We start from the raw sequence: 18,906 nt of genomic DNA, 5'->3' as shown, positions 1-18,906 counted from the left end.
GTCGACGATCCAACCCTTAACAATGGTAAGCCGGTGTCGGTGGAATTAAGAGACTCCCGGTCGACGACATCACCATGTCACTCGAAAGCATTGACCGTGTCGCTGTTCTCGGTGCGGGGAACATGGGCCACGGGATCACCGAGGTCACCGCCATGGCCGGCTACGACGTCACGATGCGGGACATCAAAACGGAGTTCGTCGAGGACGGCTACGAGTCGATCGAGTGGAGCCTCGAGAAGCTCGAGGAGAAGGAGCTACTCGACGAGCCTGCCGACGAGATTCTTTCGCGGATCGAGACCACGACCGACCTCGAAGCGGCCGTCGCCGACGCCGACCTGGTGATCGAGGCCGCGCCCGAGGAGTTGGAGCTCAAACACGACATCTTCTCGGACCTCGAGGAGTACACGAGCGAGGACACGCTGCTGGCGACCAACACCTCGAGTCTGCCGATTACGGACATCGCGGAGGTCGTTGACACGCCCGAGCGCGTGCTCGGCCTGCACTTCTTCAACCCGCCGGTGAAGATGGACCTCGTCGAGGTCATCTACGGCGCGGAGACGGGCGACGAGGCCGCCGAGGCCGGCTACGAGTGGGTCGAGTCGATCGGCAAGACGCCGATCTACGTCCGCAAGGACGTCCGCGGCTTCGTCGTCAACACCATCGTCGGCCCGTTCATCGGCGAACCCGCCTGGATGATTTCCGAGGGCGAGGCGACGATCCGCCAGGCGGACGCGGCGATGGCCCACCAGCGGGGGTACCCGATGGGACCGTTCGAACTCGGCGATCTCACCGGGATCGACGTCGGCTATCACGTCCGTAAGGAGGCCGGCGACGAGATTCCGCCGATTATGGAAGAGAAGGTCGAGAACGAGGACCTCGGCCAGAAGACTGGGAAGGGATACTACGACTACGAAAACGGCGACGGCGCCGACTACGAGCCCGGCGACGGCGAAGGGTTCGACACGCTCCGCGTCGAGGCCCGGATGGTCAACCGCGCGGCGTACCTCGTCGGCGAGGACGTCGCCACCCCCGACGCGGTCGACACCGGCGTCCAGTTGGGCCTGGGCTTCCCCGAGGGCATCTGCCGTCGCGGCGACAAGATCGGTCTCGACACCGTCCTCGAGAAGCTCGAAGCCCTCTCCGAGGAGACCGGCGCCGACCGGTTCGAACCCCACCCGTACCTCGAAGAACTCGTCGCAGAGGGGAAGACCGGCGAGGACGCCGGCGAGGGCTTCTACGAGTACGACGGCGACGGCGGGCTAGGAACCTACCATAACATCAACGTCGAGCTCGAGGACGGCGTCCTGCAGGTCGAACTCGATCGCCCGTCCCGGATGAACGCCCTCTCGGAGGACCTGCTGGCCGAGATCGACGACCTGTTTTCGTCCGTCGATACCGACGAGGTCCGATGCGCGACCATCGAGGGAGCCGGCGACCGTGCGTTCAGCGCCGGCGCGGACATTTCCGGCTTCGGCGACACGGACCCGGCCGACATGATGGACGTCACCCCCGCCTTCGAGACGGTCAACGACTTCCCGCGGCCCGTCGTCGCCGAGATCGACGGCTACTGCCTCGGCGGCGGCCTCGAACTCGCCTTAGCCTGCGACCTGCGGATCGCAACCGAGCGCTCCTCCTTCGGCGCGCCCGAGATCGGCCTCGGCTTGATCCCCGGCGGCGGCGGCACCCAGCGGCTCATGCGCATCCTCGGCGAGACCCGCGCGAAGGAACTGGTCTTCCGGGGCAACCACATCGACGCCGAGCGCGCCGCAGACTGGGGGCTGATCAACCGCGCCGTCGACCGCGACGAGTTCGACGAGACCGTCGACGAGTTCGTCGACGACCTGCGCAACGGGCCGCCGATCGGCCTCGAGGTCGCCAAGAAGGTCATGAACGAGGGGCAAGACGCCAGCCTCGACGCCGCCCTCGCCATGGAGAGCCAGGGCTTTGGCCTCCTGATCAGCACCGACGACGTACTGGAGGGCACCGCTGCCTTCGCCGAGGATCGCGAGCCCGAGTTCGAGGGGAAGTGAGATGACCGGCGGACCGGACGACCCCGACCTGTCGGCCGCGAACATGAACGCGGACGCGAGCGCGAGCGCGGCCTCGGCCTCCGCCTGGCCCGAGTGGGAGTCGTTCGTCGAGCGCCACGGCTACCTCTCGTGGCTCGACCTCGAGGTCGAATTCCTCGGCGACGGTCGGGCGGTCCTCGCGATCGAGCGCGACGAGGCGTTCGAGAATCCGATCGGCAACGACGGGTATAATCCGGTCCACGGCGGCATCGTGGCGTCGCTGATCGATACCGCGAGCGCGTTCGCGCTCCGGACGACGTTCCAGAACCCCGGCCAGGCGTTCCTGACGACGACCGACCTCAACGTCTCGTACCTGCGGCCGGCGACGGGCGATCTGCGGGCCGAAGCGGAGGTCCTTCGGGCCGGCGGTTCGACCGGCGTCACCGACGTCACCGTCGAGGGCGCCGACGGCGAGGCCGCGGTCGGTCGGACAACGTATCGGCTGTTCCGAGACGGAACTGGAGACGAAAGCGAAACCGACGGCGGAGACGGGAAGTCGTAACCCGTCGCTCGTCGTACTCGTCGAATAGAACGGTAGCGCGCGGGCTCGCAGTGGCCGATCGGCGCGTTACCGATCGTTTCGTTCCGTCCCGAGGTCCTCGTAAATCCGCGGATCGGTCCGGAATTTGAGGACGTTGTGGACCGCCGAGTTGCGGATGTTCGCGATGACGTCGCCGTGTTCGGAGTAACAGTCGTGGATCCAGCGGGAGACCTCCTGCCGGTCGCGGAACATCATCACGGTCTTCCACTGGTACTCCCCGTCGGAGAGGAAGTAAAACAGGGTGTGCTTGTCGTCTCTGATGTACTCCATCGCGTCGCGCCAGTTATCGGCGAAGTGTTCGGGGTTGAACTTGAACTCGAACAGCGCGAAGATGTAGTACTCCTCGTTGGGGATGATCGCCTCGCGGAAGACCCCCTCGTCGCGCATCCGCCGGATCGACTCGCTGACGGTGACGTGGGAGACGTCGATCCCGTACTCCTCCGCTAACACCTGCGTCAGCTCTCGCGAGGACAGCTGCGGGTCGTTCGCGAGTTCGCTGAGGATGGCGATGTCGCGGTCCTTGAAGTCCCAGTTCGGTGGTTCGTCGTTCATATCGTCGTCGCTCATACCGTCGTCCCTCTAGCACTCATTGATTATCGTCTACGTCCGCCCCGGCTAAAAACTCGCGAAGCCGCTTCGCGTAGGCGTCCGACCGGTCCTCGGGCACCCAGTGGTAGGCGTCCGAAAGCGGCGCGAGTTCGGCCGCGGGGATATCGTCAGCCAGGCGTTCGGCGTACTCGTACGGCTGCATGACGTCGTCCGTCCCCCAGAGGAGCAGCGTTTCGGCGCTGATCGAGCCGTAGTCGATCTCGGTCGTGTGGTTCGTGTTCGTGGCGACGGCGTCACGGACCAGCGAGAGTTGTCCCTCGTCGCTCAGCCACGGGGCTTTCATCCCCGCGACGAACTCGGGGTCGGCCTCGCCGTAGGCCCCCTTGACGAACGCCGCTTCAAGTCGGTCTTCGAGGTCGTCGCGATCGAGGTCGGCGGTCGAGGGCAACCCCAGATCCGAGACGAACTCGACGGGCCAGGAGTCGTAACAGATCGCGTTCGACAGCACCAACTGGTCGACGACGTCGGGGTTGTGCGCCGCAAAGCGCAGGGCAACGCCGCCGCCGATGTCATGGGCGACGAGCGCGACCCGATCGATCCCGAGCTCGTCGAGTAGCTCCTCGAGCACGATCTCCTGGGCGCGGATCGACCGGTCGAAGCCGTCGCGCATCGCCGAGTTACCGTAGCCGACCAGGTCCGGTGCGATCGTCCGTCGATCCTCGGCGACTGTCGGGACGATGTCTCGCCAGAGGAACGACCAGGTCGGGATACCGTGGAGGAAGACGACCGGCGGGTCGTCCGACTCGTCGCCCCCATCGCTCTCGTCGACCCCGTCACGCTCGTCGGGACCGGCCTCGCGGTAGGCGACCGCGAGGTCGTGCCCGTCGACCGTGACCGTCGTCGTCGACTGCCGGTCGCTCCAGGTCTCGTGATCGACCATCTAGATCCCCTCCGCCGAAGTCGGAACCGCGCCGACGCCAGCCGGTCGCCGGCGCGCGGCTTCGCCTGGTCGGTCGTCGTACTCTTGCGAACTGAAGTAGCGCACTCGCATCGGTAACATACCGTCCGTTCAGTTTCCAACACAAAGTCAGTTTGGGAGAACGCTACCGATGTTAACCATCGGTTCCGACGGATCGGGAGAGATCGCGTCGGCGTCCGGTCGCTATTCGTCGTCTGACCCTGCTGCAAGGCCCGCCAACGACTCGTCGCCGATCTCTTCTAAAACGTGCTCGTGGAACGACTGGAGTGCAGCGCTCTCGTCTTCGGCCAACACCACGTCGCTGGCCGACAGGGTCGCCAGGCCGAACGCCCGCGGCGTCGGCGAATCGAGAAGCTGTCGGGAGACTTCCACGTCGCCCGATTCGATCGCGCCGACGACGTCCTCGATCTCGTCGACGTTCAGCTTGTCCTCTAAGATCTCGCGGTAGGTCTCCTCGATCACCGCGAACTCTTCTAGGTCCTCGGCGAAGCCGAGCAACATCTCGCTGGAGACCTGCTGCTCGCTGGCGGACTTCTCGTAGCCCTTGTAGCGCTTGAGGATCATCAGCGACCTGGTCGCGTTGATCCGGAAGTACCGCTGGAGCAGGTCGGTCCCCGAGAGGGCCGCCCGGAGGTCCGCGCGGACCTGGTCCGGCTCGAGGTCGTCGACGATCCCCTCGATGTCGACCTTCCGGTTCAGGGGCATCGAGAGGACGAAGCCGTTGTCAGCGACCGCGATCCGGACGTTCGCCGTTGCCGCTTGCGCGCAGCGATAGGCGAGCAGCCGGGAGAGCCCGTCGTTGAACTTCCGGCCGTAGTTCGAGTGAACGTAGTAGTGGCGCTCGTACTCCTCGCGGTCCCGGACGACCTCGATCGCCAGGCGATCGGGCGCGCTCACGCTCTCCGTCCCGGCGTAGCGACACTGGTGATCGAACAGCCGGGCGATGGCGCGGACGCTGTCGTCGTCCAGCGGGAACTGCCGCAGCCAGGCGCGGACCCGCGGCGGGCCGCCGTCCTCGTAGCGCTCGACGAGTTCGCCCTGAAAGTCGAGGATCTCCCGTCCCAGATCGTACGACAGCGGGAGCCGCTCGGAGTACCACGAGGGGACGGTCGGCCTGGCGCTCGTGCGGTCGACGTAGACCTTCGAGCCGCGCCGGTAGCGGTACTCGAAGCGGTCGCCGCCGAGGACGAAGACGTCACCCTTCTCTAAGGTATCGAGGTACGACTCGTCCAATTGGCCGACCCACTCGTCGCTCGCGCGCGTGGAAACGTCACAGGTGAACGAATCGGGGATCGTCCCGATGTTGGTCATGTAGATGACCCGCGCGAGCCGGCCGCGCTTGCCGACCAACGGCTTACCAACCGGATACTCCTCGTGGTGGTGCTGGCCGCTGGGCGGATCGTTCTCGTCGCACCAGACCTTCGCGTAGACGTTCTTATCCTCGAGGCCGGCGTACTCGGCGGTGAGATACCGCATGAGCGACTCGTACTCCGCTTCGGAGTAGTCGCGGTAGGGATAGGCCCGCCGGAGGATCGCTTTCACTTCGGACTCGGGTCTGATCTCGGCGATCGCCATCCCGTAGACGTGCTGGGCGGCGACGTCCTGGGCGTTCTCGGGGATCGACACCGAGTCGACGAACCCCTCCGCGGCGGTCTTGAGCATCACGGCGCACTCGATCAGTTCGTCGCGGTCGAGCGCGATCACTCGGCCCGTGACGGTCTGGCCGACGCGGTGGCCCGCCCGCCCGACCCGCTGGAGCAGGGCCGCGACGGACTTCGGCGAGCCGACCTGAACGACCAGGTCGACGTGGGGCATGTCGATCCCGAGTTCGAGGCTCGTCGAGGAGGTGACGACGTCGAGGTCGCCGTCCTTCAGTCGGCCCTCGATGTCCTGACGGACGTCCTTCGAGAGGCTCCCGTGATGACAGCCCGAGTTGGCCTCGTCGTAGGCGTCGAAGCGTTCCCGGAGGTTGTGGAGGACCCGCTCGGCGCCCGACCGCGTGTTGGTAAAGACCAGCGTGTTCGTGTGCTCCTGGATGTGCTCGTGAAGCATCCGGTAGAACCGGTCCTGAACGACGTCGCGGGACGTGTTGATCAGGTCGTCGGTGGGACATTCGAGTTCGAGATCGAACTCCCGGGCGAAGCGGGCATCGACGATCTCGTACTCTCGAGGCGAACCGCCAGGCACCTCGCACCCGACGAGAAACTCCGCGACGCGGGACAACGGATCGATCGTCGCCGAGCAGCCGATTCTCGTGAGTTCGCCGTCGGCCATCGCCTCGAGCCGCTCGAGGCTGACCGAGAGGTGGGTTCCGCGCTTGCCCGCCGCCAGCGAGTGAATCTCGTCGACGATGACGTACTCGACGGTCCGGAGCTTCTCGCGGAACTTCGGCGAATTCAACAGAATCGCGAGCGTCTCGGGGGTCGTATTGAGGATGTGAGGCGTCTCCTCGAGCATCGCCTGGCGCTCGCTGGAGGCGGTGTCGCCGTGGCGGATGGCGTGGCGGATCTCGCCCATCGTCTCGTCGCCGTCGCGCCGGCCGACGATCTCTTCGATGCCGTCGAGAGGAACCTCGAGGTTGCGGTGGATGTCGTTGGCGAGGGATTTGAGCGGCGAGACGTAGAGGCAGTAGACGGAGTTCTCGAGCCCGTCTTCGGACTCGCGGTCGCGCTTGTAGAGTTCGTCGATGATCGACGTGAAGCTCGCGAGCGTCTTTCCCGACCCCGTCGGGGCGCAGATCAGCGTGTTCGTCCCCTCGTGGATCTTCGGAATCGCGCCTCGTTGCGGCGGCGTAAAGAAGCCGCCGTTCTCGGGAACGAACTCGCCGAACTCCTCGAGCCACCACTCCTGAACCGCGGGCTCGAGGAGTTCGAACGCGTCGCCGTCCTCGATCGTCGCGGCGGTCGGATCGAACGGCAGGGACCCGTCCGCGATCGGCAACTCGAGGGACTCGTTCCCGTCCATTATCGTTGGCTGGGGGACCGGCGTGTAAGAGGGTTTGGACAGCGGGGTGAAAGTGAACGCCCCCCTCGAGCGGGCCGCGGCCTAACGGAGCGCGATTCGATACCCTCGCAGTACCGGAACTACCACATCGGGGAACAGTCACGAGAGCCACAACGTAGTTATCCCTGCGTTCGCGACGTTCGGGAAATGCGATCCATTTCCCTCGTCGCGATCGTGCTCGTCGTCGGCCTCCTCGCGGCGGGCATCGTCGGTGTGGAACCGATCGCCGATCCGGACGGCGACGGGGTGGCGACAGTGACCGAAGTGCGCGACGGAACTGCCGTTTTCGACGCCGACACCGACGGCGACGGGCTCGACGACGGCAACGAAGCTCGGTTCGGAACCGATCCGACCGCGGCCGACAGCGACGGCGACGGCCTGGCGGACGGCCGGGAAGTGCTCGATCTCGGGACGGACCCGCTCGACTCTGATACGGACGGGGACGGCGTAGCGGACGGGGTCGAGGTCGACGAGTACGGGACCGATCCGACCGACTCCGATACGGACGGCGATGGGCTCTCCGATCGCGCTGAAGTCCGCAGGCACGACACCGACCCGACCGCGGCCGATTCCGACCGCGACGGGCTCGCAGACGGCAACGAACTCGACGAGTACGGCACCGATCCCGCGATCGCGGATACCGACGAGGACGGGCTTGACGACGGGGTCGAACTCCGCGAGCACGAGACCGATCCGACCGACTCGGATACGGACGACGACGGCCTGGCGGACGGCGCGGAGGTCCACGAGCACGGCACCGATCCGGCGGTCGCGGACACCGACGGCGACGGCCTCTCGGACGGGACGGAGGTCCACCGACGAAACCTCTTTCCCGACGCCGATCCGCTCAGGACGAACATCTACGTCGAAGTCGACACCATGGAACGGACCGACTTCGACCGCGACGAGGTCGACGAAATCGTCTCGGCGTTCGCAGACGCGCCCCTCGAAAACCCGGACGGTTCGACCGGCGCGGCCCTTCACTTCGAATTCGATGAGTCGATTCCGTGGGACTCCTCGACCGACGCCGGCGAACTGGCCCGCTACCGATCGCAGTACTTCGATCGCGCCGGCCAAGGCTATCACTACCTGGTCATCGTCGAGGACGTCGCCGGCGACTCGGGGACGACGAACGTCATCGGTAAGGCCGGACTCGGGACGATGATGGTCGAGGATCAGGCCCGTCCCGACGCGACGGGGACAACCGTGATGCACGAACTGGGGCACTCGCTCGGCCTGTCGAATACCGATTTCGAGGGCGTCGACTCCCGCGAGTACCGCTTCTGGCAGTATCCGAGCGTCATGAACTACAACGCGCCGGCGGACTACTACGGGTACTCGTCAGGCACCCGCTCGGCGGACTTCGACGACTGGGCCTATCTCGACGAGCACCTGTTCACCCCGTCGACGTCGCAGGTCACCGTCGACGGGTGACCGGAAGCGTCTTTCTGCGGTTGTGCCTTAGGAAAGCGGAGAACGGTCGAGTATCGGTCTGAAGTAGGCGCGACGCCGTCTCTCCCACGGTAGCCGGTCGGCTATTCAGGTCGACCCAAACTCGAGAATCAGATCTACGGGTGTTTCAGATGGCTGAGCGGCTAAGAGTTGAATGCTTAGAGAATTTGGAGTGGGACCGCCGAGAATTGAACTCGGGTCCTACGGACCCCATCCGCAGAGGATACCACTACCCCACGGTCCCGTACGTTGATCAATGCCCGTCTTCCGTTTAAGGGTGTCGTTTCGATAGCGGTGTGGCATCAGGTTCCGAACCGCACTCGATCGTTCTCCATCCTTCGAACGCCTGATGGCTCAGACCAACACGCGCTCCAGATCGACCACGACGCCGCTGTCGGCGTCCGGCGATCCGACCACCTCGCCGAGGCAGATCGCTGCGCCGTTCGGCGTGTAGCAGGCCACCAGCGATCCCCGGTCGATTGCGTCGTCGACTTCGAGCACGCCTGGCGCGTAGACCGGCGCGCCTTCGGCCACCTGGCGGGCCGCGCTCTCGGCGATCACGACGCTCGGGATGCCCTCGAGAATCCGCTCGGCGGGATCGACGACGTCGTACAGCGGCTCAGGATCGTCGTCCTCGAGCCAGAATTCCAGGGCGTCGACAAACTCGTGGGCGCTGTGGAGCGTTCGGTCGTCGAAGGGATCCGTCGCCGTCCGGCGCAGGTGGCCCATATGGGCGCCGGTGCCAAGCGCCAGGCCCAGGTCGTGACAGAGCTTCCGGACGTAGGTGCCGCTCTCGCAGCGGATCCGCAGGAGGAGCCGTCGCTCCTCGGCTTCGAGCACTTCCAAATCGTAAATCTCGCGCACGCGCAGGCGACGGGACACCGCGCTCTTGCGCGGCGGCTTCTGGTAGATCGGCCCCTCGAACTCGGCGACGACCGACTCGGCGTCGGCGGGCACCGGCGCGTGACATTCGAGGACGGCGACGTACTCCTTCCCGCCCTCGAGGAAGACCTGCGCGAGCCTGGTCGCGTCGCCCAGCATGACCGGGAGACAGCCGGTCACCTTCGGGTCGAGCGTGCCCGCGTGGGCGGCGCGGTCGATCGTCGCGTCGGCGCCGGCGTCGGCCAGCGTCTCGGCGACGATGTCGCGCAGCCAGCCGCTGACCTGATGCGAGGAAGGGCCGGGCGGCTTGTCGAGGTTGACGACCCCGAAGGTGAGTAGTTCCGCGGGCGAGCGCTCCGCCGGTGGACCGCGCAGGGTCGGCGACGGGGACGGGGACCGGGACATTAGAACTCGTAGTCGGTGTTGACGAGGGCCTGCCCTTCGTCGCCGTCGGCCTCGTAGCGCTCGACGGCGGTGACGAGCATGTCGAGGACGGCGGCGGGCTCCCAGCGGGCCGTGTTCACCGACAGGTCGTAGATCGTCAGATCGCGAATATCGATCCCGTAGTACTCCTCGTAGCGCTGGGCTTCGCTGGCCTCGCGGGCTTTGGTCTCCTCGGTCGCCCGCTCGGGGTCCTTGTCCTCGCGCTCGGCGATCCGCTCGCCGCGGACCCGTGCCGGCGCGTCCAGCCAGAAGCGAAAGTCCGCCTGGTCGCCCGCGAGCCAGCCGGCGAGTCGCGATTCGAGGACCAAGTCGTCCTCCTCGACGGCGATTTCGCGAAGCCGCCGATCGAGATCGCGATCGATCTGGTCGTTTTCCTCGGCGAGCTTGTTGAACTCCAGCGGCGTGTAGCCGCGCTCGTCGGCTAGCTCGCGGAAGATGTCACCGCCGCTGACGTGGTCGAGATCGAAGGCGTCGGCGAGCAACTCCGCGGTCGTGCTCTTCCCGCTTCCCGGCGGGCCGGAGACGGTGAGTAACATACTCGCTCTGCGACCGGGCGGGTAAAATGGGTTTTGAATCCGTGAGCGCGGACGCTGACCGCGGCCGCGGCGACGAAGTCGACGTGAGCGAGGAAAGTCGGACGGCGATCGGCACGTCGCCGATCGGCGGGTCGATCCCAACTGCCTGATCAGGCGGTCGACGGCGACATGTCGATGTTCAGCGATTTACGCAGCAGCTGGGAGAAGCCCATCGAGCACAGGAAGTACCAAACGATCCACGCCTGCATCGGACCGAGCACCCCTTCCTGCCACTGGATCTCGCCGACGAGGGGCATCACGACGATCTGTTCGGCGCCGCCGATCCCGCCCGTCCGGATCTTCCAGTACATCCAGAGGAACAGCGGGATCGTCAGGAGCATGATCCAGACCATCGGACGGAACTGCTCTTTGAACATCCCGAGGTTGTCCGCCATGGCCTCCATCTGTTCCTCGCGGGCGCGTTCGAGTTCGTTCTCGATGCGCTCGATTTCGGCGTCGCTCGCGCCGCGCTCCTCGGCTTCCTTCTTTCGTTCGCGGATCTCCTGTTGCTCCTCCTGGACGGCCTTCATCCGCTCTTGGTACTTGGCCATCCGATCGGCGTCCATCAGATTCGCCTGGAGCAGCGACGAGTAGAGACCGGTGATCAGCGCGACCGAAAGGATCACGGCGTAGAACGGGAGCGCCGCGTCGAGCGGACCGAGGACGGTGTTGACCGTGCTGCCGACGACGTTCTGGACCGAGTCGAACCAGTAGCCGGGCATCAACAACAGCGCGGCGACGCCGGCGATCTTGTCCCACTGGGACCAACTCGATTCATCTTCGTCGATGTCGATGTCGGTGGCGGCACTCGTTCCGCTCCCGTCGCCGTCCAAGGCCTGGTCGTAGGCCTCGCGATCGGCGATCTCGAATCCCTCGTCGCCGTCGACTAACACACCCTTCTCGATCAGCCGCCCCCACTGTCCGCTGGTTAACTCGTCGCTGACGTCGGCCCACTGGACCTCACCGCCGTTCCTGTCGGCTTCCTCGCGGATGGACTCGAGCGCATCCGCCATCGAGGAATCCTCGCGGACCAGGGCGTCGATCTTCTCGGCTGTACGCGTCATCTGCTTGTGCTAGGCGGCGTCCGGTATACAAGTGTTTTCTTCGATGGAAACGAGCACGCGTCCGATCGAGCTAAGTCACGGTAGTAATAGGAATTGATAATTTATTGGTATTTCGACCGAGACTCTTTGCTGTTCTCTATTTCATCGAATATGATGTTGGTCCACTGTTTCAGCCCATCCTCTTGACCATTTGAAACGAACGATCTTGAAGTGTTGAATCAGCCGAACAATTTATAGGGAATTATTTCAATAGCGAGAACATGGGTTTTCGCCAGGATGACACATCATCTCTATTGTCGGCACGGGGCCAGTCGACGCTGATCGGCGTCGTGTTGTTAATTGGAATGGTTGCAACCATCAGCGTTGGCGTTCTTCTTTTCGCTGGGGACGCCATGTCTGCTGCAGAACAACAATCCGAACGAGAACAGGTTGAGCAATCGTTCGTCGAGTTGAGCCAGAAAATGTCGACAACCTCGACAAACGACGACGTTCCTCAGGCGATGGATCTCGCAGTCGGTCAAAACGGAGCAGTCGTGATGACCGATACAGGAAAGCTCCAGATTGAAGGCGGTAATGTAAGCGAAAACATATCTATTGGTGCGATCGAATACGAAGGAAACGACGGAAGCAGAATTGCTTATCAGGCGGGCGGTGTCTTCAGCGAAACGGGTGAAGAAACGCGAGTCGTCTCCGCACCGCCGATCACCTACAGCGCTGAGACGGAAACGCTAACGCTACCGGTAGTTAACATCGGTGACGAAGAGGATCTCCATTCCGGCGATGTCTATATCAATCACAATAAAACGGATCCGCTCCACGACGCTACGCTCGTCGAAAATGACTCGGTGACGATCACAGTTACGAGCCAATACTATCGGGGGTGGGAGGAATACTTCGAGCAACAGGGTGGTCCGACGGCGGTTCGAGACGTCAAAACGTACCCAAATAACGACACTGGTGTTGTAAGAGCCGAATTTGGATACCGAGATATTTCGGACGCATTTAGAACGGGTGCTATCTACGCTAACGATTTCAACGCGTCAAACGGTGTCGATATCGACGAGAACATGACCGAACAGGCGGCTTTCCCGCCACTATCTGAAGAGATAGATCGATTGATAAATGAAACGGCGCCGCCGGACGGCGAATTGGACGGGGAGAAGGTCACATATCTCGGTGAAGTAACTGAGCGAAACGATAGCGTCAGTGACGGGGTTTACTTTGCCGAAGAGATAAAGGAAAACGGCCATCTCGATTTCTCTCTTTCTGAGGGGAACGCGACGCTCGTTGTTAACGGAAGTATCTCCTCGGACGATAAGGAGAAAATGATAACCGTAAGTGATTACGAGGACGGGAACAGTTTACGGGTTTATGTGAAAGGCGATTACAATGCTCGGAACGGTGGGAAAACCTGTGTGACGGTAGAGGGATGTGAAGTGAACGAAGATGCAACCGTAATACAGATGACCGTCTCTTCAAATTCGGAAATCGACTTCGGATCCGGCGGAAAGGCGAGATTCGAAGGCGTGCTCTACGCAGGAGGAACCGACGAAAATTGGTCGAAACGTAGCAGCTGTAAGGACCAAGTGTGCTTCCATTCGAACCCCAGTTTCTACGGTTCGTTAGTCGCGTCTTCTGTGGACCTCCAGGGAGGCGGCGGCAGTATCGACTTCGAATACGATGAAGACCTTCAAGACGCCGACATAGATGTGTATCCCGACCCAAGCAGCCTCCCACCGCAGCTCACGTACCTCAATATCGCCGAACACAAAGTCGACGTCAAAAACAATTAACAGCAGATTACGCGGCGTCTTCGATCGTCGCCTTCACGTCCTCCCAGACCTCGTTGGGCGCCTGGTCGCCGTCGACTCGCTCGAGGTCGCCCTGGTCCTCGTAGTACTCGATGACCGGTTCGGTGTTCTCGCGGAAGACCGACAGGCGTTCTTTGACCGTCTCTTCGGTGTCGTCGTCGCGCTGGACGAGTCGTTCCTCGACCTCAGGGTCCTCCGGCGGATTGTACTCGACGTGGTAGATATCGCCCGTTTCGGGGTCGAGTCGGCGGCCCGTCAGTCGGTGGACGAGTTCCTCCTCGGTGACGTCGAGGTAGAGCACGATGTTGAGGTCGGTCATGTCCTCGAGCTCTTCGGCCTGGTCTAAGTTGCGCGGGTAGCCGTCGAGGACGAAGCCGTCGGCCTGGCTGAGCGCCTCGTCGACGATGGCGTTGACGACGTCGTCGGGGACGAGTTCGCCGCGGTCCATGTACTCGCCTGGCGTGTCGTACTCGGTGTCCATGTCGGAGATGTCCATCTCCTTGTTCGACCGCAAGGCGTCGCCGGTGGTGATGTGGTCGACGTCGAACTCCTCGATGATCTTTGCGCTCTGGGTCCCCTTTCCTGCGCCGGGCGCACCCAGGATCAGGATTCGTGGCTGTGCCATACGGAGGCGTTCATGGGCGGCACATAAAGGCTTAAAGAATCGGGCACATCCGTCCGAGTATGACTCGCTTCGACGCGGCCGACCCCGCCGAACGACGGAAACTGTACGTCGACGCTATCACCGCTCACCGAAAGCGCGGCAGCGGATTCCTGACGCTCGAGGTCGACGCCGATGTACTCGGCGACGGAGATGCGGACGACGAGGGCGCGACCCTCGAATCCGACGACGAATCGGATTCGGCAGCCGAGGTGGGAATCCCCTGGATCCAGTTCGCCGACGGAACGATCAACCTCGACTGTACGGACGACGAACTCGACGCGCTAAAGGACGCCTTAGGAGAGTTCCCCGCCTTCAAGATCGACGACCTGACTCGTCCCGAGGAGGCCGACGGAGTCAACGTCCGGATCAGCGCAAAAGCGGATCCGAACCGGATCGCCCAGTTCATCGACGCGGTCTTTCTCGACGTGTACGACCTTCCGTCGACGGTGCGCGTCTGGATCGTCGAACTCTAACACGTGCTGTGCGCGCGAGGTGTCGGGCGCCGATGGATCGTCCGAAACACCCGCCGCATCCGCGTGAAGTCCGCGCGCTTTCGGCCGCCATCCGACCGTCCAGACGAACACGTTCGCCGCAATATCGAGCGGATCGTCCGTCGAGGGGACCGGTTTGAGCGGCACAACGATAAAGAAAAGGTCGTCCACGCTAACGACACGGTGATGGAGTAGCATCGACGGAGACCGACGACGAGGGAGTCAGCGCGATTCGCGCCCTAGCAGACGACGTACGGCCTCGTCCGGGCGGTTTCCAAATAGATAAGTGCACCCAGCAACCATCGTCCGACATATAACCGGCCTTCAAAAAGAGATGAATACAATCTTCAGCGCACTCATCGCCCCGATGCAGCAGACCCGCGTCGACGTGTTCGAGGAGATCTTTCTGGTCTTCCTCGGACTCGGCACTCTCGTCGGCATCGTCGTGGTCTCGTATACCTTGTACAACGCGTACAAGTACCGAGACACCGGCGACGCCGGCGACGACGAGGATCTGCCATCCGTCGGGGAGCTACCGACAGGCGGAAAGGGCGGCAAGAAACTGTTCCTCTCGTTCGGCATCAGCGCCGTTATCGTCATCTCGCTGGTGATCTGGACGTACGGGATGCTCCTGTACGTCGAGGATCCCGGCGACGGCGACACCGCACAGGAGGAGGCGCTCGAAGTCGAAGTCACCGGCGACAGCTTCGCCTGGTTCTTCGAGTACGACAACGGGATCGAACCGAGTAACCTCCGGGTCCCCGCCGGCGAGCGGGTCTGGCTACAGGTGACTTCGGGCGACGTCTGGCACACGTTCGGTATACCCGATCAACGGGTGAAAGCCGACGCGATTCCGGGCGAGTACGACGAGACGTGGTTCGAGGCCGACGAACCTGGTCAGTACGACATCAAGTGTTACGAGCTCTGTGGCGAGTATCACACGCAGATGACCGGGACGGTCGAAGTCATGGAGCCCGAAGAGTTCGATCAGTGGATGGACGATCAGCTGACCATGACGTTCACGCTCGAAGACGAGAACGAAGAGCGGGTGACGGAGGGCTACGAAATGACCCTCGAACACCAGGAGACGGACTTCGAGCGGAGTTACACGGCAGACGACTTCGAGAACGGCTCGATCGAGATCAACGACATCGAACAGGGTGGTGAGTACAACGTGACGATCACGCCCACCAACGATCAGTTCGAACCGGTCGAAGAGGAGTTCGACATGACCGGTCCGGTCGACGAGACCTACACGATCGAGACGGGCGCAGCGGAAGACGAAGGTAACGAATCCGATGGATCTGATGGTAACGAAAGCGACAGTGAAACTGAAAGCGAAAGCGAATCCGGCGACGGAGGTGAGAATTGATGAGTGATCTGCCGCCGATGCGGTCGGTCAAGCGGTGGCTGGTCACGACCAATCACAAGGATGTCGGTATCCTCTATATCGCGACGTCGCTGTTCTTCCTGCTGTTCGGCGGCGTCCTGGCGCTGTTATTCCGCGCCCACCTGTGGGAAGCGGGTGGAATCGACCTGCTGACTAACGACCAGTACTACCAGTCGGTCACGGGCCACGGGCTCTTGATGGTCTTCTGGTTCCTGTCACCGATCGCGAGTGGATTCGCGAACTACTTCGTCCCGCTCCAGATCGGTGCGAAGGACCTCGCGTTCCCGCGGCTGAACGCGCTGAGTTACTGGTTCTACCTGTTCTCGGGTGTCCTCATGGGCATCTCGTTCTTCCAGGGCGGCTCGTTCTCCGGCGGCTGGACGATGTACGCGCCGCTGAACGTGCCCATGTATAACTCGGCGATGGAGGCGGCGGCTGGGGGCAACGCGACGGTGCTGGCGTTGACCCTCTTCGTCATCTCCATCACGATCGGGTCAGTGAACTTCCTCGTGACGCTCCACCGGTCCCGCGCCGAGGGCCTCGGCCTGTGGAACATGCCGATGTTCTCCTGGTCGTGGCTGCTGACGATCTGGATGATGCTGTTCGCGTTCGCGGCGCTGCTGGCCGTGCTGTTGCTGCTGTCCGTCGACCGGCTGTTCCTCACGCAGTACTTCGCGACCAACCAGGGGTCGAGCCTGCTGTGGGCCCACATGTTCTGGTTCTTCGGTCACCCAGAGGTGTACATCGTCTTCTTCCCCGCACTGGGGATCATGTTCGAGGTATTCCAGACGTTCACCGGACGACGTCTCGTCGGCCGGAAGTGGGTCATCATCGCGATGGTTCTGGTCGCGGTCCAGTCGTTCCTCGTCTGGATGCACCACATGTTCCTGTCGACGATCAACCTCCCGATCAAGACGCTGTTCATGGCGACGACGATCGGGATCTCGCTGCCCTTCGACCTGATGGTGTTCTCGCTGATCTACACGATGGTCAAGGGTCGGGTGCGCTTTACGACGCCATTCCTGTGGTGTCTCGGCGCACTCGTGCTGTTCATCCTCGGCGGCATCACCGGGGTCTTCCTCGGCGCCGTCGTGCTCGACTACGAGTTCCGGGGCACCTACTGGGTCGTCGCGCACTTCCACTACGTGATGGTCTCCGGCGTCACCGCGTTGGTCGGTGGCATCTACTACTGGTGGCCCAAGATCTCCGGGAAGATGTACTCTGAGCGCCTCGGCAAGCTCAACTTCGCCGTCTACTTCCTCGGGTTCAATCTGCTGTACTTCCCGATGTTCCTCGCCTGGGAGACGCCCCGGCGTGTCTTCCACTACGGCGAGAGCGCTCAGATCTACCACCAGCTGGCGACCGTCGGGGCGTTCATCCTCGGCGCGTCGTTCTTGATTATGTTCTACACGCTCGCGAAGAGCTGGGTTTCCGGCCCCGAGGCGCCCGACAACCCGTGGACGTACTCGCGGACCGCGGAGTGGGCGATCCCCTCGCCGCCGCCGCTTGAGAACTGGCCGGATCGGCCCAGCTACGCCAGCGGCTCGCTGGAGTTCGTCGACGACGCCGCGACCGCGACCGACGGCGGCGTCGCACAGGGAACGACCGGTGCGATGGCGACCGCAGCTCACGAGGAGGAACACGCCGACCACGCCAGCATCTGGCCGTTCGGCATCGGCGTTTCCACGTTCGTCTTCTTCCTCGGACTCAGCGGCATGACGGCGTACATCTACTCGTTCGTCGAGTCCAACATCCACAGCGAGGTCGGCGACTTCGTGAGCCTGGCCGGTGCGCCCGAGCAGAGCATCGTCTATCCGATCCTGACGGCTCTCGGGATCGCGATGCTCGGCGTCTCGCTGTTCCAGTTCGGCCGCGAACAGTTCACCGCGCCCGAAATGGCCGTCGCCGAGCGCTGGCCGTTCGAAGGCATCAACAACACGAAGATGGGTGTCTGGGTCTTCCTGGCCTCGGACGTCGTCGTCTTCGGCGCCGCGATCGGCGCGTACGTGTTCATGCGGATCCACATGGGCTGGGACGCCTGGCACCTCGACGCCATCACTGAGGCCGGCCTGGTCAACACCTACGTCCTGTTGACCTCCAGCTTCGCGGTCGTGCTCGCCCACGTGATGGCCGAGCGCGGGAACAAGAAGGGCCTGCTCGGCTCGCTCAGTGCCACGGTCCTGCTGGGCCTCGTGTTCATGAGCGTCAAGGCCTTCGAGTACAGCAGCAAGTTCGCTGACGGTCACTACTGGTTCAGCGAGCTCGAATATTCGCTGTACTTCGTGACGACCGGGTTGCACGCGCTGCACGTGTTCCTCGGCCTGCTCATCGCCGTGTTCATGCTCTACCGGATCGTGAGCGTCGACGCGTATCTGGAAGACCACCTGCCGGTCGAGTACTTCGGCCTCTACTGGCACTTCGTCGACATCGTCTGGGTCTTCCTCTTCCCGCTGTTCTACCTGATGTAGCGGACTCCGCTACACGGGTTTCACGCGGTTCGGTATCCGCTGTTTCGCGATTGCGAACGTTTTCGCTGCTATTCGATTGAACCCGCGCCAGAAATAGCTCCGTCTCTCACGGCCGATTTAGGGTCCGGACGCCACCGTCCGAACCGCGCGAATCGCACAGAGTGAGGTATCGGCGTTCAGCTACGATGGCACCGTTCTCCTCGCACGTGACGGTCTCCGGCCCACCTCGTTAACTGGACCAGACCAGCGCGTAGATGAACGTAAACAAAAAGTAGACCAGAAATACGGTGACGGCCGCCTTGAAGTGGAAGGTGAACAGCTCGTACTCCTCGTCGTCGCGTTCCTCGTCGAAGGCGTCCCGTTCGGCTTCGGAACACACCTCGGCGTGCTCGACGCCGACGTGGAACGTGGCGTATCGCTCCGAGCGAAACGGTCGACCGCAGTAGGGACAGGTCGCGGCCGGCGGTTCGTCGGCGGGCACCTCGTACTCTCGCTCGAGCGCGCGCTCGGTCGCCATTATCACC

The 18,906-nt window shown here is 63.1% G+C and carries 15 protein-coding genes and 1 tRNA gene; 7 read left to right on the top strand and 9 right to left on the bottom strand.

Annotation, left to right across the window (positions count from 1 at the left end; all coding sequences use genetic code 11):
* The first annotated feature begins 74 nt into the window (after positions 1 to 74).
* Positions 75 to 2,030: a 3-hydroxyacyl-CoA dehydrogenase/enoyl-CoA hydratase family protein gene (locus tag BMY29_RS10390; RefSeq protein WP_049989564.1), complete on the top strand. Its 1,956-nt coding sequence runs from the start codon at positions 75 to 77 to the stop codon at positions 2,028 to 2,030.
* Between the two features lie 43 nt (positions 2,031 to 2,073).
* Entirely contained in the window at positions 2,074 to 2,571 is a 498-nt protein-coding gene (locus BMY29_RS10385; RefSeq protein ID WP_049989636.1) for a PaaI family thioesterase, read from the top strand.
* Positions 2,572 to 2,637: 66 nt separating this feature from the next.
* On the opposite strand, the gene BMY29_RS10380 is transcribed toward BMY29_RS10385, so the two are convergent.
* The 3 genes from BMY29_RS10380 to BMY29_RS10370 form a co-directional block, all read right to left on the bottom strand.
* A complete protein-coding gene (locus tag BMY29_RS10380; protein WP_049989637.1) occupies positions 2,638 to 3,162 on the bottom strand; it encodes an Lrp/AsnC family transcriptional regulator in 525 nt (174 codons plus the stop codon).
* 34 nt (positions 3,163 to 3,196) lie between these two features.
* Positions 3,197 to 4,099, bottom strand: a complete 903-nt coding sequence (locus BMY29_RS10375; RefSeq protein WP_049989565.1) for an alpha/beta fold hydrolase — start codon at positions 4,097 to 4,099, stop codon at positions 3,197 to 3,199.
* 222 nt (positions 4,100 to 4,321) lie between these two features.
* The gene (locus tag BMY29_RS10370; RefSeq protein ID WP_049989566.1) at positions 4,322 to 7,102 is read right to left on the bottom strand and encodes an ATP-dependent helicase; all 2,781 of its coding nucleotides are present in this window, start codon (positions 7,100 to 7,102) and stop codon (positions 4,322 to 4,324) included.
* A 186-nt stretch (positions 7,103 to 7,288) separates the two neighbouring features.
* Here BMY29_RS10370 and BMY29_RS10365 point away from each other — a divergent pair, with 186 nt between their 5' ends.
* Positions 7,289 to 8,575, top strand: a complete 1,287-nt coding sequence (locus BMY29_RS10365) for a zinc metalloprotease (protein WP_049989567.1) — start codon at positions 7,289 to 7,291, stop codon at positions 8,573 to 8,575.
* Between the two features lie 191 nt (positions 8,576 to 8,766).
* Here BMY29_RS10365 and BMY29_RS10360 read toward each other — a convergent pair.
* From BMY29_RS10360 to BMY29_RS10345, 4 genes are all read right to left on the bottom strand, one after another.
* Positions 8,767 to 8,837, bottom strand: a tRNA-Pro gene (locus BMY29_RS10360).
* A gap of 110 nt (positions 8,838 to 8,947) precedes the next feature.
* Positions 8,948 to 9,880: an RNA-guided pseudouridylation complex pseudouridine synthase subunit Cbf5 gene (locus tag BMY29_RS10355; protein WP_049989568.1), complete on the bottom strand. Its 933-nt coding sequence runs from the start codon at positions 9,878 to 9,880 to the stop codon at positions 8,948 to 8,950.
* The gene (gene cmk / locus BMY29_RS10350) at positions 9,880 to 10,455 is read right to left on the bottom strand and encodes a (d)CMP kinase (RefSeq protein WP_049989569.1); all 576 of its coding nucleotides are present in this window, start codon (positions 10,453 to 10,455) and stop codon (positions 9,880 to 9,882) included. Before cmk ends, BMY29_RS10355 begins: the two co-directional genes overlap by 1 nt.
* 149 nt (positions 10,456 to 10,604) lie before the next feature.
* On the bottom strand, positions 10,605 to 11,558 hold the full coding sequence (locus BMY29_RS10345; RefSeq protein ID WP_049989570.1) for a DUF106 domain-containing protein: 954 nt from the start codon (positions 11,556 to 11,558) through the stop codon (positions 10,605 to 10,607).
* Between the two features lie 260 nt (positions 11,559 to 11,818).
* Between BMY29_RS10345 and BMY29_RS10340 the strand changes: the two genes are divergently transcribed.
* Positions 11,819 to 13,351, top strand: a complete 1,533-nt coding sequence (locus BMY29_RS10340) for a DUF7289 family protein (protein ID WP_049989571.1) — start codon at positions 11,819 to 11,821, stop codon at positions 13,349 to 13,351.
* Positions 13,352 to 13,358: 7 nt separating this feature from the next.
* Here the strand turns inward: BMY29_RS10340 and BMY29_RS10335 are convergent, their stop codons facing one another.
* Positions 13,359 to 13,994 (bottom strand): adenylate kinase, encoded by a 636-nt coding sequence (locus BMY29_RS10335; protein WP_049989572.1) that lies wholly within the window; start codon positions 13,992 to 13,994, stop codon positions 13,359 to 13,361.
* A 59-nt stretch (positions 13,995 to 14,053) separates the two neighbouring features.
* Between BMY29_RS10335 and BMY29_RS10330 the strand changes: the two genes are divergently transcribed.
* From BMY29_RS10330 to BMY29_RS10320, 3 genes are all read left to right on the top strand, one after another.
* Positions 14,054 to 14,506 carry a DUF7975 family protein gene (locus BMY29_RS10330; protein ID WP_049989573.1) on the top strand — a complete coding sequence of 151 codons (453 nt, stop codon included), beginning with the start codon at positions 14,054 to 14,056 and terminating at the stop codon, positions 14,504 to 14,506.
* A gap of 352 nt (positions 14,507 to 14,858) precedes the next feature.
* Positions 14,859 to 15,896 carry a cytochrome c oxidase subunit II gene (coxB, locus tag BMY29_RS10325; protein ID WP_049989574.1) on the top strand — a complete coding sequence of 346 codons (1,038 nt, stop codon included), beginning with the start codon at positions 14,859 to 14,861 and terminating at the stop codon, positions 15,894 to 15,896.
* Positions 15,896 to 18,382, top strand: coding sequence for a cbb3-type cytochrome c oxidase subunit I (locus BMY29_RS10320; protein WP_049989575.1), 2,487 nt, complete (start codon positions 15,896 to 15,898; stop codon positions 18,380 to 18,382). Before coxB ends, BMY29_RS10320 begins: the two co-directional genes overlap by 1 nt.
* Before the next feature lie 229 nt (positions 18,383 to 18,611).
* Here BMY29_RS10320 and BMY29_RS10315 read toward each other — a convergent pair whose 3' ends face one another.
* Positions 18,612 to 18,899: a DUF7410 domain-containing protein gene (locus tag BMY29_RS10315; RefSeq protein WP_049989576.1), complete on the bottom strand. Its 288-nt coding sequence runs from the start codon at positions 18,897 to 18,899 to the stop codon at positions 18,612 to 18,614.
* Positions 18,900 to 18,906: the final 7 nt, after the last annotated feature.

It is taken from the genome of Natrinema salifodinae, assembly GCF_900110455.1.
Classification (GTDB): Archaea; Halobacteriota; Halobacteria; order Halobacteriales; family Natrialbaceae; genus Natrinema; species Natrinema salifodinae.
The sequence above is the reverse complement of the archived record's forward strand: the minus strand, read 5'-3'. Positions and strand labels throughout refer to the sequence as shown.